Source organism: Paraburkholderia atlantica (assembly GCF_000092885.1).
Classification (GTDB): Bacteria; Pseudomonadota; Gammaproteobacteria; order Burkholderiales; family Burkholderiaceae; genus Paraburkholderia; species Paraburkholderia atlantica.
In genome coordinates this window covers 333,440-348,530 of sequence record NC_014119.1, presented here as the reverse complement: position 1 = coordinate 348,530, position 15,091 = coordinate 333,440, and the positions used below count along the sequence as shown (strand labels likewise).

Sequence of the window (15,091 nt, the reverse complement as noted above, 5' to 3'; positions counted from 1 at the left end):
CTCCGACTAGACACATGGCACAGTTAAGACGGTGTTTAGATAAACCGCGCCTGCGACGCACAAGATACGAAGAACATCCGACACAGCATCCAGCAGACTGCCTATCAGTTTCGGCGTCTTGCGCAAAAATTCTGGACGCCCGGTCATTCCTCAATACGACATGCGTGCTGATACTAGCACCCACGCCGCTGCAACAACGAACGATCAAGCGCCAATCGAACGTCAACAAAGCATCGGCATTTTTCGTCCGTTTGCGTTGCCAGCTCGCCGCGCGGGCACGCTCGTCAAAAATTCGCGGCGCAGTCAGATATGCAGCGCGACCCCGCATTCGCGCCTCGCACCCAGGGCCTTTGAGGAGTTCTCTATGTCCACTGTAGATTTCGCTTCCGCATCCATTCCAGACTTCGCCGCCATCAAGGCCCGTCACCAGGTCGCCTGGTCGACAGGCAACTATGCCGTGGTCGGCACCACGTTGCAGATCGTCGGCGAGAACCTCTGCGAAGCGCTGGACCTGCGCGCCGGCAGTCGCGTACTGGACGTCGCCGCAGGAAACGGCAACGCAACGCTTGCCGCCGCGCGCCGCTGGTGCGACGTGACGTCGACTGACTACGTTGCTTCGCTGCTCGATTCGGGCCGGGCGCGAGCGCAAGCTGAGGGACTGACCGTGCAGTTCCAGGAAGCGGACGCTGAAGCACTGCCCTTCGCGGATGCCATATTCGACATCGTGATGTCGACCTTCGGCGTGATGTTCACTGCCAACCAGGAAAAAGCTGCAGCTGAACTCGTGCGTGTATGCAAGCCTGGCGGACAGATCGGCCTCGCCAACTGGACGCCGGAAAGTTTCATTGGGCAGCTATTCAAGACGATCGGCAAGTACGTTCCGCCACCGGCAGGCGTGAAGTCACCGGCGCTCTGGGGCGCGAAGGCGCGCCTGGAAGAGCTGTTCGGCGACACTGCGCGGAGGATCACGGCGATCAACCGCGATTTCGTGTTCCGCTATCGGTCGCCGGCGCATTTCATCGACGTGTTTCGGACGTTTTATGGGCCGATGAACAAGGCGTTTGCTGCCCTCGATGGCGAGCCGCAGGCGGCGTTTCATCGCGATCTGACGGCATTGATCGAGAACCGTAACCGCTCGAACGACGCGACACTCGTCCTGCCGAGCGAGTATCTGGAAGTCGTGATTGAACGACGCTGAATGCGTGAAGGCAAGGTTGTCGTCAATGCGGCCGAAACCTTGCGTGTTGGTCGAGCCCCAACAAGTATCGGCCGCGCGACGACACTCGACGCTCAAATGCATGTTCTATCGATCAACCCGAACGCCGAAGCTCGCGCACCGACGCCCCGGTCATCGCGAGCCATCCGCGCCGCACAGCGACCCAGCCTCCATGAACGACATGACGACCATGCCCCTAGCGCAACTCTTCTCATTTGCGGCGCCGGTAATTGCACTTCATTGCTCCGGCTCGGGTTCGGCGCAATGGCGAAAGCTCAGCGATGCGCTTGGCTCGCGTCACAAGTTCATCGCCCCTGAGCATTACGGCTGCGAGAGCACGGGCCCGTGGAGCGGCGAGCGCGCCTTCACGCTCGCCGACGAGGCAGCGAGAACCGTCGGGATCATCGACGCCTTGCGCGTGAAGGTGCATCTCGTCGGTCACTCTTATGGCGGTGGCGTCGCGTTGCGTGCAGCGCTCGAGCGGCCGGAGCGCGTAGCAAGCCTGACGCTTTACGAACCATCGGCGTTTCATCTGCTCAAGACGATGGGGACGTACGGGGCGGAGGCACTTGCCGAGATCATCGCGATTTCGAAACGCACCGCAGATGGAGTGAATTGTGGCGACTATCGGGGTGCCGCAGCATCATTCGTTGACTACTGGAGCGGACGGGGCGCGTGGGATGCACTGCGTCCGTCGGTTCAGGCCGCGCTCACGCGCTGGGCTCCCAAGGCGCCTCTCGACTTTCGTGCACTGATTGATGAGGGTACGCCCGCAAGCGCATACGCCGCTTTGCGTATTCCGGCGCTAATCATGCGTGGCCAGCACGCGCCTGTTCCGACTCGTGCGATTGCCGAGCGCTTGCCGATGCTGTTGCCAGCAGCGCGTCTGGCCGTGGTCGAGGGCGCGGGACACATGGGACCTGTCACGCATGCCGACAAGGTCAACGCGACCATCGTGCGCCATATTGCCGAGGTCGACTCGACGATCTGTACCAGCTAACGGATCACTCAACGACGACGTGCAGCCGATAAGCTTTGCTTGTCGAGCGTTACCCGACATCTTGCATCCGGCAAGAAGGGACGTCGGGTCGTTGGTCGTTGGCACGAGGTAGCTCTTCAGTATTTGCTTGCGTCGTCAACGCGCGGCGTGCGTATGCGCGCCAATTTCTTGGAAAACGTATGAAACCGCAAATTGCAGAGGAACAACACCTGCGGTCTTAAGGGAGTCATGCGGAGCAAGAGAAAAATAACTTCTGGGCTCCTCGTAGAGTTTGAATGGAATGAAGATTCACCGTGGATCGTTTAAGACGCGAGAGGAGGGACACGCCGCATGTTGGAAGCGGCAAAGGAACTGCATGGCGAATTCGCCCATGCGGAAATACTGGAGAAGGCAGCATGAACTCAAGCGCCATGACCAGCGCGGACAGAGAACAGGAATATCTGGACGCGAGCGAATCCTACATTACCGCCATCAAACCGACGGCGCAGCAAACGGCAACATTCTGTGCAGCGACAGCACAGATGCTCGCGGATGATCTGGGCGGCAGGGTGGAGATATCGTTGCCGGAGGGGATTCACATCGTGCGAATGCCGAATACGAAGCAGTACGGCAGTTGAAATCAAAGAGGCGGCGCAATTCCAGTGGAAGCCGACCAGGGAAGAGATACTGTTCTGGCATCAGGGTTCTGACGGTGGATCAGGATTCCGCAGTGAGTGGTCCTTTGACAGGACAGCAAGCGGACCGTCGTCCCTGCAAAAGCTGGTGAAAACGCTCACCTTAAAGACGGTCGTGCGCCGACATGCAGTGAGCAATTGTTGGTCCGCGTCCATCACTGTTTCGGGCATTGTCCCGTCCCGACGGCCTTCAACAGAGTGGCATGCTCCGTGCTTCTCCCCGACTGGGTCCGCAGACAAGCTGACCACGCCGCCGAAGGAGCACGACGATGAATACGCTGACTATCAAAGACCTGCCGATGAACGAAGACCTCGACCATGCAGCGCTTGCGCGCGTAAGCGGCGGTATCGGCAGGACGCCGCCTCAGATTCAGGCATGGGAACTGTCGGGCAAGCCCGCGACCTGGCAGGGACTCGTGCTCGGCGACGACGGCCAATTGCATCTGCCGACGCCATAAACCGCCGAAGTCTGCATGCTCGCGCCGTCGCCAACCGCGCGGACGCTGCCCGTTCAATGGACAGCACAACGGCGGGCCCCGGAAACATCGCGTTGGAGTGTCGGCTTGGCGCAGTCATGGTCCAGTGAGTGCAAACCGCCAGGACGAGTCACTCGTAAGTCAGGAGAAGCACTCGATTATCACGTTATGAACTTTGGCTACGGCCGTATCACGCAACGAGTTGCTGCGCCACCCAAGCTCAATCGGATACCCCGGCAACTCCAGTGGACACGCCAGTAGCGTCAGCCCCGTCACTGCTGCGATTGTTTCGGCAACATGTGAGGGGATCGTCGCCACCGCTCGCGTTCCTTTTAGAAGAAAAGGTGACGCAGACGACCGGCAGAGAGCCATCGTCGCGCAGGGTTCGCAATCTCGCATCTTCAGCGGCTTCGTCGTCGCCGTGAGTCACCGGCCTTCAATGCTTCAGGCAAGTGTCGGCGTTCTTCCATGTGCAGACGTCGAGTCCGGTGTGAATGACCGGAGGCACGGACTTCCCTTCCGCGAGGTCACGCATGACCATCGCGGCGCGGTAGCCCATTTCCTCGGGCCGCTGGCCGACGAGCACATTCACCTTGCGGTCCTTGAGCGCCTGCAGTTCGGGCCCGAGCGTGTCAGCCGAAACGATCACGAATTTGCCATTCTTGATCTTGTCCATGATCGGGGCGACGACCTGCGAAAAGGCCTGCGGAGCAAAGAGCGGCCAGCCGCCCGCCAGCAGAAAGGCGTCGAGACCCGTGGGGTTGGCGGTCAGCGTGTCTTGCATCATCTGGTTCGCCTTCGCGGCGTCGTCGTTCACGTAGAGCGGACAGCCACTGATCTCTTGCCACCCGTTCTCGCCGGCGAGCTTCGTGATGCCCTTCTTCCCGGAGAGCACATCGCGCGCGCCCTGGGCTCGCTGGTTGATGTTCTCCGCAGCCGGATTGCCCATCACGAGGCAGACCTTGCCGCCTTTCGGCATCAGCATCTTCAACTGCTCGCCAAGCTTCGCGCCCAGCTCGTAGTTGTCGGTGCCGACATAGCTCTTGCGCAGTGACGCATCCTTCGGCAGCAGATCGGCATCCGCGGTGATCACCGGGACCGATCCGCCGCGGCGGCGCAGCACCTCGGCTACAGCCGGCGCGTTCGCGGGCGAGATCGCCATGCTCGCGACGCCTTTGGTCAGCAAGTCGTCGATGATCTGCACTTGCGCGCTCTCGTCCGCCGCGGTCGCGGGACCGGTGTAATAGCAGTTGTAGCCTTGCTTGTTGAGTTCCTTGTTCGCCCGTTCGCATCCCTGATGCATGAGATCGAAGTACGGGTTGTCGAGACCCTTCACGACCAGGGCAAGAGTCTTATCGGCCGCAAAGCCCGGGGACGCCAGCATCGCTAGTCCTCCTGCCGCAGCAAGACACATCAACAGTTTTTTCATTGCTTCCTCCTGTTCGGCGCCGGCTCTGCGGTGCCCATGTCGGCTTACACAGTCTTCATAACGATCCGACTTCAGGCCCGAAATCGGACCCCGGTCCTGGAGCGAATTCTCGCGGTGTTGTGAACCCCTGCGTGCGGCAGTCCCGCGTCTGATCCGACCACACCCGCTTCCCGCGGCACCGGCTCGGAAGTGGCCGGTGCGTCCACAGACATTCAATCCCCTTGCCGCTCGCCACCGAGCCGGTTGAAGAGCACCGCGACGACAATGAAGCTGCCGACGACCGTGCCCTGCCAGAACGCGTCGACGCCGAGCAGGATCAGACTGTTGCGGATGACCTCGATGAGTGCCGCGCCGACGATCGTGCCGAAGGCGCTGCCAACCCCGCCGATCAGATTGGTCCCGCCGACCACGGTGGCAGCGATCACGCGCAGCTCGTCGCCCGTGCCCAGGCCAGTCGTGACTGCGCCCAGCCAGCCGACTTCGAGAATCGCCGCGACGCCCGCCATCAGGCCACAGAGTACGTAGACGCTACAAACGATGCGGCGTACCGGTACCCCGGTGAGGGTCGCCGCATGACGGTTGCCGCCGATCGCGAACACGTAGCGGCCCCAGCGCGTCCAGCCGAACGCGAACCAGAACAACAGCCCAAGCAGGATCAGGAACCACACCGGATTGGCGACGCCGAGCGTCGCGCCGCCGCCGAGCGTGAGGAGTTTGCTCCCGTCGGGGCCGAAATCGAAAATGGTCCGGCTGCGGGAAATCACGAGTGCGAGACTGCGGCCGACGCTCAGCATGGCGAGCGTCACGACGAAAGGCTGCATGCCGAGATAGGCGATGAGCAAGCCGTTGACGAGGCCGACCAGACCGGCGGTCAGTAGGCCCATGCCGATACCGGCCCAGATCGGGTAGCCCGCGTTCATGACGACCGAGAGCACGATACCGCTGATGCCGATGGTCGAGCCAACCGAAATGTCGATGCCGCCCGTGACGATCACCGCCATCATTCCCAGCGCCACGATGGCGACGAAGGCGAAGTTTCGCGTAACGTTGAAAAGATTCTCGGAGGTCGCGAAGGTCGAGGTCGCGATCGATAGAGCGATGCAGGCGACGATCGTTGCCAGCACGACCCAGAACACCTGGCTTGCGAGTAGTCCAGACCAGCGAGTATGCGTCCTCGCGGACTGTGGATCATCGATCAATGGCGGCATTGTGGGAGGCCTTCGCGACGCGTCGTTCAATCTGGGGCTCCGATGCAAGGCAGTTTCAGGCGGCGGCGATGGCGCCGGTGATGAGACCAGTCACCTCTTCCGGGGAGGACTCTTCGGTCTTCTTGTCCGCGACCTTGCGCCCGCGCCGCATGACAACCACCCGGTGGGCGACCGCGAATACGTCAGGCATGCGGTGGCTGATGAGGATGACGGCGATACCGTGTTCGGACAGGCGTTTGATGAGATCGAGCACCTCGGCGACCTGGCGGACGCTGATCGCGGCGGTCGGCTCGTCCATGAGGACGAGCCTCGCATCAGAGAGTCGCGTGCGGGCGATGGCCACCGCTTGCCGCTGCCCTCCCGACATTTGCCTGACAAGGTCGCGCGGGCGCGTCTCGGACTTCAGTTGCTTGAACAGATCACCTGCACGCCGATACATGGTCGCGTGATCGAGCACGCGGATAGGTCCGAACCCGATCCGCAGTTCGCGGCCAAGGAAGACGTTGGCGGCTGCGGTCAGATTGTCGCAAAGCGCGAGGTCCTGATAGACGACCTCGATGCCGCGCGCGCGGGCGTCGATCGGTTTGTTGAAATGCACGGGATTTCCATCGATGAGCATTTCACCGTGCGAAGGCGGAAAGTTGCCGGCGACGATCTTCACCAATGTCGATTTCCCGGCCCCGTTATCGCCCATGAGCCCGACCACCTGGCCTGGCTCCAGACTGAGCGTCACGTCGATCAGGGCCTGAATGGCGCCGAAATGTCTGGAAACGCCTCTGAGCTCGAGAAGACTCATAGACTGTCGCGTTCGCTGGGGTAGAGGCGCCCACTGCATTGGCTGGGCGGCCAGTAGACATGCGAGGTAGGTAGATGTTTTTTAGTGCACGATGGGGCTTTTAGCAAGGCACTTTAGCCACCAGCCGAACGTGCAGCCGAAGCGGAAGGCGCGCGCATTGCGGCTCTACACGACGCGGCGAGCGGTGGCCGCTGACGGGCGTCGAGCCGCTCGCGTCCTGCTTGCAGTGCACGTGGGGCCAGCCTAAGTGCGTTCAATTGGGTGCCGCGCGCGGATAGCACACAACGCGTTATCGAACCGACCTTACTTGCGAGCCCCGAACACGTCGCTCATCTGCCGTGCCCGCTTCACTTCATCGCTATGCAGATAGATCGACGTCGTCGACACTGAAGCGTGCCGCAGGTTGTCCCGCACGGTGGTCAGTTCGGCGCCGCGTCCGAGCGCATGCGTCGCGTGGGTGTGGCGCATCCAGTGCGGACTTGCGCACCGCAGCTTCTCTGCCAGCGGCGGATGATCGGCTTCGATACTCTTCGCAGCCACAAGGAAGAAGCGCCTCAGCACACCCCATAGCCGCACGCTGCTGATCGTCGACTCGCTGTCTGCCTCGAGGCTGCCGATGACCGGCGTTTCCGGGCGCCAGCGCACCGGCGCGATCGGAAGTTCGCGTTCGGCGAGGTAATGGGCAAGGGCGTCCCACGCGAGCGGCGGCAGCGCGACGCGCGCCAGCTTCCTGCCTTTGCCCGTCACGCGCAGCCAGTGATCGCCGCGCGCATCGGTCTCGATGTGTCCGAGCGTGGCGCCGACCAGTTCGCTTGCACGCAGCCCCGTCGCGTAGCCGAAGTCCAGCAGGAAGCGCAGCCTGTGTGCGGCCGGGGCTGACCAGCCATATGACCACTCGAGTCCATCGGCGATCGTGCGCACGAGCGCCCATTCGCCTTCGGTGAACGCGTGCGAGGTATCGAGCACGTTGGCACCGGAGGCTTCGCGCACCTTCACGCCGGCAAATGGATTGGCGAGCACGTAGCGCTGCTCGATCAGCCAGCGGAACAGCGCGCCCAGAATCGACAGCGCATGCGCGACCGAGCGCGCCGACAGGCTGCCGTTGAACGGGCGCCAGTCGGGTGATGTGCGAGGACGCACCGGACCGACCCAGCGTGCGTGCGGCGACGGGTGGCGCAGGAACGTGCGATACGCGATCGCATCTTCCGTTGTGAGCGAGGACAGCGCGCGGCCGCGCTCGACGATCACCCAGAGGATCAGTCGCTCGGCCTCCTTGCGGTAGGTGCGCTGTGTGGCGGGGGACTCCTGCAGGGCAAGCCAGGTCTGCACCGCTTCATAGTCGTTGCCGGCGTCGAGCGCGCAGGTGGCCTTCGGCGCCCGAAATGTCCCCTGGGAGCCGTCAACTTCATGCGGTACCTGCAGCGATTCCCACGGCACGAGTTCGGCGCGGCGGCTCGCGAGCACGAGCGCCCGCGCCTTTTCCGTGAGGGCGGGCCACGCCGCGAAGAATGTCTCGATGGCGCGGGCGCTGGCGACGCCTAGGCCGGGCACCGCTTTCCACCACTGGCGGCGACGCGGGATGCGCACGGTCAGATCGGCGAGCGTGCGGAGGCCGTGGGCGTGCAGCACACGCACGGCCCGCGGGGCGAGCCACTGCGCGACGTCGTCGGTGATCTGTGGTTCTGGCGGGCGAGCTGTGCGCAGCGCTTCGATGGCGTGCGCGACTGCCTTGGCGTGCCGGGCGCGATCTTCAGCGGGATGATCGAGGAGGGCGGCCAGATCGTCACGATGCGCGGCGCGCGCGATGGCCTGCAGCCGGCGCCGGATACGCCCGAGCACGCCACGCGCGGATTTGCCGTCGCCCAGCAAGGCGGACTGATAGCGCTCGACCGCCTCGCGCACGGGCAGTCCCGCATACCATGCACGCAGCACGGCGAGTTCGTCGGCAGCGGGGAAGCGGGGCGGGTCGTCGGGCTGGGGGGAGGGTATAGAGGCGCGGCGCGTTTTCATGCGCGGAAGTTTAACCCGGAAATCGGTGCCTTTTGATAAGAAAGATTATTTCAATGGCAGGCTTTTTCGGCCTTCCGCCTTCGATCGCCTGGCGGGCCATCGCGTCCCAACTTAGGCTCAGCTTTAGCGCGCGCCATTGCACGGATACTCCGGCAGCGCCGCCGCTCAGCCGCTCTCACGACCTTCTGTCGGGCTGGATCGGTCAGCACGCTGTGGGAGCGCAATTCGATCGGGGGGGTGCGGAATTTTTCGTGTCGAGCGGGAATATTTGAAGTCTCTCGTTCGTTTAGCTTGCGGCGATTTCTCGCCAGTGCCGAGGAGGTAGCTATGTCTCAGATCTCGCGTGGTCTCAAAGCGGCGGCTGTGATCGTGCTCGCCGCCGGTTTCACAACCGGGTATGCCGTTGCTGATGATGCCTATGTCGTCAAACCGCTCGTGTCCAACGTGGCAGGCGCTGCCCCGAAGGTCGACGGTGTCCTGCAAAACGCCTGGGGTATTGCTTTTAGTCCGGCAGGAAGTCCGTTCTGGATCAACGACAATGCCACCGGCTGCTCCACGCTGTATGACGGCGAGGGGACGAAGGTGACGACGCTGCAGGTCGCGATTCCGCTGCCAGGCAACGTCATACCGGCCGGCGCCTGCCATGCCGTCCTTCCCAAGTCTGCACCGAATCCCACGCCCGCGGCGCCAACCGGGATTGTATGGAATCCGTCGTCTGCGTTTCTCGTGCCAGGTACTCATACCCAGGCCGTATTCATCTTCGCAACTGAAGATGGCACGCTTTCCGCTTGGGCGGGTGGGCTGAATCCGGCGAACAACGCCGTGATCGCGGTCGATAACTCGTCCAATCCCTCTGCCGCTAGCGGGGCGGTATACAAGGGGCTCGTCTTCGGAGTAAATGCACAAGGCGGATTCCTGTTTGCGACGAACTTCCGTTCGGGTCGGATCGATGTATTTGGGCCGAACGGTTCAGACGGCCTGTTCACGCCTGCGACGACGGACGGCGGCTTCGCCGACCCGAACATCCCTGCCGGCTACGCCCCGTTTGGCATCGCGAACATCGATGGGGACCTTTTCGTTACCTACGCTAAGCAGGACAAGCAGAAGCACGATGACGATGCAGGCCGCGGTCGTGGATTCGTCGACGTGTTCGATACCGACGGGCACCTGCTGCGTCGCTTTGCTAGCCGAGGGCCGCTCGACTCGCCATGGGGGATCGCGCGCGCGTCGTTTGCGTTTGGCCGCTTCAGCGGCAAGATTCTCATTGGCAACTTCGGCGATGGTCGAATCAATGTCTTCGACAATGACGGCACGTTCGTCGATCAGTTGGAGAATGAGTTCGGCAATCCATTGGCTATCGACGGTCTGTGGACTCTGACACTCGGTGGCGGTCGCAATTCGAGCCCGGACACGCTGTACTTCTCGGCCGGGCCTAACAAGGAGACGAATGGACTCTTCGGGATCATCGCTCCAGCAAGCGGCTCTGGGGAGCGAGCGTCAGGACAGCACAGACAATAGCCGGCAGCGCGCGGCTCGTCAGCCGGTCGCGGTACTCGCCAGACGTGACCGGCGCTTCATTGTTTCGCGGTGCCTGAAGGCAAGAATGACGCGTGGCACGGCAATTCGCGTCCTTCCAGACTGAGCTTTGCTCACAAGTCTGCTTATCCACTGGATCGAACGATGTAAACTTCAGTCATTCCGTCGATGCGGCGGCGGATAGGCGATCAAAAGACCATGACAGCGGCACAGGACATGCAAAACGTGCCACCTGCCACGCAAAACATGCCGCGGGTGACCGCGCCACCGCGCCAACGGCTGCGAATAGTGGCGGTAAATGTTGAGAGAACGGGGTATGGCAGGTTCGAATCATGAAGGCAGAGGTTCTGTTTGCCGTGCTGCTGCTTGGCACAATCGATTGCGCTGCGGAGCCAGGTTATTACAACACGTGCGCGGCGTATCCGGCCTATCCGTGTGAGTTCTATGGCGGGTGTCCGTCTCGCGGTCAGCCATGCGTATTCCTTGGCGGCGGTGTTCGCCGCTTCCACGACTTTGACCATGACGACGGCTTTCGCCATAGGCTCCACGGTCGCAGCACTCAGTTCGAGCAGGGCGGAAGCCACAGCGGCGGTCATGGCGGACGCAACTAGGCACCGGCGCAGGAGCAAAGTAAGGCATTGTGACGTTACGTGAGCGAGGCGCTTGCCTTGCGGCGACAGAACCCCGCACGCATGACGGTGCCAGTTGAAGTGACCAGCAAGGCGATGTCTGAGCTTGCTCATATCGCTGGGCGCGTGAGGATCTGCAACGATGTCATTACACGAGCGGTAGTTAAAGCGCGGCGACACGGTAAGCAAAGTAGGACGGCTGCGTAGGCGTTATCTCTTGCTGCATGAAAACTGTTTGCGTCACGGTGGAATCGAGTACTTCCTCAGGAATCGTTTTCAAGGTAGTGCTCGTCGAGGCGCGCTCGGGCATCGTATTCGGGCTGACGATCGCGACGATCAGCTTCCTGTCGTATTCAACGCTTGCGGGCGTCGTGGGCGGCGGGGGTATAGGCGACTTTGCGATTCGCTATGGCTACTTCCGCTTCGAAACGAACACAATGGTGTTCACGATGTGCTGATCGTCTTGCTTGTGCAACTAATCCAGTGCTCAGGCAGCCGTCTTTCACGCGCGCTCGACCATCGTTGAAAAAGGACAGCGCGACTTTTCCGCGCCGCGCCACAAGAATGTCGGCAACGGCTGACAAACAACATGTCAACGTCGCGAATTGAATGACCGGTTGAATCCGCCGTGCAAAACCGGCCATTGACGTTGGGGACGAGACGGGGCGCGTGAGTGGACGTCAAAACTGGAGTGAGATGCCTTCACTATGGAGCGCGCGTTGTACAGCCGGTCGTTCAAGGACGCGCCGCGCAGATGCGGTCCAAGCCGGATACGTATCGCCCATCGGTAGGCCGATGCGCATGCCCCACCGATAGAGAACGAGTAGAAACGGATCGACGATCGTGTAGCCGCACGGCAACGCGTACGAACGCGTGCGCTCGCTCGAATCGCAGCTCGACGTCGCGCTGTTTTCACGTGGTCGCACGGGTGTTGAGCCAACCCATGCGGCATTCGCGCTCGCGTTGCAGGTTCGTCAAGGGCTCAAGGTACTCGAGCGCGCATTCGGTCTGTCTTCGGCAAGAGTGGTGCGGCGCGCAAACGCATCGAAGGGCAACACCACGCTAGCGATCAGCGCGTTACCCTCGTTTGCAGCGCGCTGGCTCACACCGCGACTGCCACGCTTTCATGCCGAGCATCCCGGGATCACGATCGACGTGCGTGCCAGCGTGCAGCTTGCACGGCTGGACGAGCGCGATGGCATCGATGTCGCGTTGCGCTACGGCCCTGGCCATTGGCCGGGGCTTGCCAGCGAGAAGCTGATGGACGAAGAGGTCTTCCCCGTCGCAAGCCCTGCTTATCGCAACGGCCGGCTGCCGCGCCGACTCGCGGACCTCGCGCAATGCACGTTGCTCGTGCAGGCGACTCAGCCTTGGGAGCCGTGGTTCCAGGCAGTGACCCTGGCGCTGGAGGTACCGGCCGACGCACCTTCGTTCGATGACGTGAGCAGCATGCTGAACGCGGCCGTGGGCGGCGCCGGCATCGCGCTGGCGCGACGCTCGCTGGTCGAGGCGGAACTCGCGGATGGCCGGTTGATACGGCTGTGGCGGCGCAGCATCGTCGACGTACACGGCAATTACATCGTGTGGCGAGCCGACAGCAAGAGACTCGCTGCAATCGATGCGTTTCGGGCGTGGCTGCGGCGCGAGGTTGTTGCGGCAGTGCCTGCGGAGGGCCGAAGGCCGCCCGCGCAACCGGGCGTGCGCGGCCCGACGCGGCGCTATTAATCGATCGTCCGGTGTGCCGTCTCGTTGAGGTCACCAGAGCCTGATCCCAAGCCGTCCGTCACCAATAGCAGCCTTGGCAGGGCCCCAAAGGCAGACCGGCCACCGAGATCAAGCCGCTATAGGCCACAGCCGGGCATCGGGACTCATCTGATGGCCGCCGCGCGCGCATTGCTGCAGAACTTTGGGGGCTCGGCTTGCACCGCCGCAGCGAGAAGGGCAGCACGCTGCGCGAGTATCGAGGCGCGCCTGCTGACGCAAACTGCTACGCGCGAGCGGAAAGCTGAAGCACGGTAGCCGGATAGCCATGCTCCATGGGGGCGCTCCTGCCGCGCGGGCCGATAGGTTGCACAAACAGGCCCATGCGTTTCGTTCAGTCGCGCTATGAAGGTCCAGACGATGCAAAGCTAATTACTTTTGCTTGTTTTTCGAGCCGTTCAAAGCGCCTTAGTATCCATGACTCTTACAATAAAACAGGTCATCTATGAGCATGCGAAACAGGTGGTGCGGATACGCTTTCGGGGTATTGATCAGCTCGACGATGATGTGCGCCGGCATGCTTGCCGCGCAGGCCGAGCCCAACCACGGTGGCACGCTGACATGGCTCGTCACCCCGGAGCCGGCGTCGATCGTCCCCTTGACGACCACTGCCGGCGGCAACGCGGAGATCGGTCCCAAGGTGGTTGAGGGGCTGCTGACCTACGATAAGAATCTGAATCCGCAACCGCTGCTGGCGACCGCATGGTCGGTCAGTAAGGACGGGCTCGAGTACCGCTTCACGCTGCGCCGGGGCGTGAAGTGGCACGACGGTAAGCCCTTCACGTCCGCCGACGTTGCGTTCTCGATTCTCACGCTCAAGCAGGTGCATCCGCGGGGCCGAAGCACGTTCGCGAACGTGACCGACGTGAAGACCCCGGACCCCTACACCGCGGTGATTGAATTGTCGAAGCCGGCGCCGTTCCTGCTGACCGCGCTAGCGGGCACCGAATCGCCGATCATCCCGAAACATCTGTACGACGGCACCGACATCGTTTCGAGCCCATACAACAGCGCTCCGGTCGGCACGGGCCCCTTCATCTACAAGTCGTTCGTGCATGGCAGCTATATTCTTCTCGAGCGCAATCCGGACTACTGGGATAAACCGAAGCCGTACATCGACAAGATCCTCGTGCGCTTCCTGCCCGATGCTGCTGCTCGTGCGGCGGCGCTCGAATCCGGCGCGGCCAACCTCGGCGACCAGGCGATTCCGCTGTCGGATGTGAAGCGCTTCACGACGCTGCCGAACTTCACCGTGGATACGACCAACTGGCCGTACGTCAGCAACCACCAGCAGCTGATCTTCAATCTGGACACGCCGGTCCTGAAGGATAGGGCGGTACGCAAGGCGATTTCGCAGGCGGTCGACGTCAATGCATTGAACCGGGTCGTCTGGTATGGCTATGGCCAGGTGTCCGCGGCCGCAATCGGCGCGGCGAATACGAAGTACCACGACGCCGATATTCACTACTTCCCCTACGATGTGGCCCAGGCCAATGCGGCGCTCGACGCCGCCGGATTGAAACGTGGACCGGACGGCAAGCGCTTCAAACTGCGACTGCTCTTCAACCCGTTCCAGGACCCGCGTGCCGCGGATTTCGTGCGGCAATCGCTCGCGCGAATCGGCATTGACGGCGAGGTCGAAAGCTACGATTTCGCGACCTACGTGAAGAAGGCCTACACCGATCGTGCGTTCGACATCACGCTCGAAGCACTGTCGAATGCATTCGACCCGACGGTTGGCGTGCAGCGGGTGTTCTGGTCGAAGAACTTCAAGGTCGGGCTGCCGTTCTCGAATGCCGCGCATTACTCCAGTCCGGAAGTCGATCGACTTCTGGAAGCAGCATCGGTGGAAACGGACGATGCAAAGCGCCGGCAGCTATTCATACAGTTCCAGCAACTCGTTCATGACGACGTCCCATCGATCGAGTTCGGTGCAAATCCCAATATCACGATCGTTGCGAAGAAAGTGAAGGACTACGCGCCGACGGGTGAGGGGATTCGTGGCAGTTTCGCCGATCTGTATATTCAGCCGTAAAGCGGTTCGCTGGCGGCTATGGGACGGAAACGCCGCTCGCTTCGCGCCTCGTGAGGCGCCATTCCAGTGTCCCGACCTTCGTCCTAACGTCACCCGACGACACTCGGGTGACATCTCTTTGGCAGCCGCCCGCGATGCGACACGCGGGCGCGACGGCTTTGCGCGTTCTCCCTGGGCACCCGCACTATCGGAATCGCTCACATCGCAAGCATTTCTGATCTTTGAAGCGCGCCGCGTTCGCAGCACGGCTCGCCTGTTGCTTTAGCGTGCCCTGGGTCGTTCGGACAAACACGGTCGTCGCTATGTCTGCGGTTGCGCGCC

12 protein-coding genes and 2 pseudogenes are annotated in these 15,091 nt (G+C 62.2%); 8 read left to right on the top strand and 6 right to left on the bottom strand.

The genetic code is table 11. From position 1 onward, the window contains the following. Positions 1-364 precede the first annotated feature (364 nt). From BC1002_RS29160 to BC1002_RS29145, 4 genes are all read left to right on the top strand, one after another. Complete coding sequence (locus BC1002_RS29160; protein ID WP_013093569.1) at positions 365-1,198, top strand: class I SAM-dependent methyltransferase; 834 nt, start codon at positions 365-367, stop codon at positions 1,196-1,198. Positions 1,199-1,388: 190 nt separating this feature from the next. Next, positions 1,389-2,216 (top strand): alpha/beta fold hydrolase, encoded by an 828-nt coding sequence (locus tag BC1002_RS29155; RefSeq protein WP_013093568.1) that lies wholly within the window; start codon positions 1,389-1,391, stop codon positions 2,214-2,216. Between the two features lie 395 nt (positions 2,217-2,611). Next, positions 2,612-2,833, top strand: coding sequence for a hypothetical protein (locus BC1002_RS29150; RefSeq protein ID WP_013093567.1), 222 nt, complete (start codon positions 2,612-2,614; stop codon positions 2,831-2,833). Positions 2,834-3,159: 326 nt separating this feature from the next. Then, on the top strand, positions 3,160-3,348 hold the full coding sequence (locus tag BC1002_RS29145) for a hypothetical protein (protein ID WP_013093566.1): 189 nt from the start codon (positions 3,160-3,162) through the stop codon (positions 3,346-3,348). A 454-nt stretch (positions 3,349-3,802) separates the two neighbouring features. Here the strand turns inward: BC1002_RS29145 and BC1002_RS29140 are convergent, their stop codons facing one another. The 4 genes from BC1002_RS29140 to BC1002_RS29125 form a co-directional block, all read right to left on the bottom strand. Continuing rightward, positions 3,803-4,750: a sugar-binding protein gene (locus BC1002_RS29140; RefSeq protein WP_013093565.1), complete on the bottom strand. Its 948-nt coding sequence runs from the start codon at positions 4,748-4,750 to the stop codon at positions 3,803-3,805. A gap of 257 nt (positions 4,751-5,007) precedes the next feature. Next, positions 5,008-6,003, bottom strand: coding sequence for an ABC transporter permease (locus BC1002_RS29135; RefSeq protein WP_013093564.1), 996 nt, complete (start codon positions 6,001-6,003; stop codon positions 5,008-5,010). Positions 6,004-6,058: 55 nt separating this feature from the next. Then, the gene (locus BC1002_RS29130) at positions 6,059-6,799 is read right to left on the bottom strand and encodes an ATP-binding cassette domain-containing protein (RefSeq protein ID WP_013093563.1); all 741 of its coding nucleotides are present in this window, start codon (positions 6,797-6,799) and stop codon (positions 6,059-6,061) included. A gap of 303 nt (positions 6,800-7,102) precedes the next feature. Continuing rightward, positions 7,103-8,809 carry a site-specific integrase gene (locus BC1002_RS29125; protein ID WP_013093562.1) on the bottom strand — a complete coding sequence of 569 codons (1,707 nt, stop codon included), beginning with the start codon at positions 8,807-8,809 and terminating at the stop codon, positions 7,103-7,105. 327 nt (positions 8,810-9,136) lie between these two features. Here BC1002_RS29125 and BC1002_RS29120 point away from each other — a divergent pair, with 327 nt between their 5' ends. Next, positions 9,137-10,327 (top strand): TIGR03118 family protein, encoded by a 1,191-nt coding sequence (locus tag BC1002_RS29120; protein ID WP_013093561.1) that lies wholly within the window; start codon positions 9,137-9,139, stop codon positions 10,325-10,327. 206 nt (positions 10,328-10,533) lie between these two features. Here the strand turns inward: BC1002_RS29120 and BC1002_RS29115 are convergent, their stop codons facing one another. Beyond that, positions 10,534-10,941, bottom strand: coding sequence for a hypothetical protein (locus BC1002_RS29115; protein WP_041735603.1), 408 nt, complete (start codon positions 10,939-10,941; stop codon positions 10,534-10,536). A gap of 302 nt (positions 10,942-11,243) precedes the next feature. Here BC1002_RS29115 and BC1002_RS38035 point away from each other — a divergent pair. Beyond that, positions 11,244-11,500: pseudogene (locus tag BC1002_RS38035) on the top strand (ABC transporter permease); the annotation flags it as partial. A gap of 154 nt (positions 11,501-11,654) precedes the next feature. On the opposite strand, the pseudogene BC1002_RS39615 reads toward BC1002_RS38035, so the two are convergent. Then, positions 11,655-11,846 (bottom strand): annotated as a pseudogene (locus BC1002_RS39615) (glutathione S-transferase family protein); the annotation flags it as partial. Position 11,847: 1 nt separating this feature from the next. On the opposite strand from BC1002_RS39615, the gene BC1002_RS29105 reads away from it, so the two are divergent. Both BC1002_RS29105 and BC1002_RS29100 read left to right on the top strand, forming a co-directional pair. Beyond that, on the top strand, positions 11,848-12,699 hold the full coding sequence (locus tag BC1002_RS29105; protein ID WP_013093559.1) for a LysR substrate-binding domain-containing protein: 852 nt from the start codon (positions 11,848-11,850) through the stop codon (positions 12,697-12,699). Between the two features lie 481 nt (positions 12,700-13,180). Further along, entirely contained in the window at positions 13,181-14,770 is a 1,590-nt protein-coding gene (locus BC1002_RS29100; protein ID WP_013093558.1) for an ABC transporter substrate-binding protein, read from the top strand. Positions 14,771-15,091: the final 321 nt, after the last annotated feature.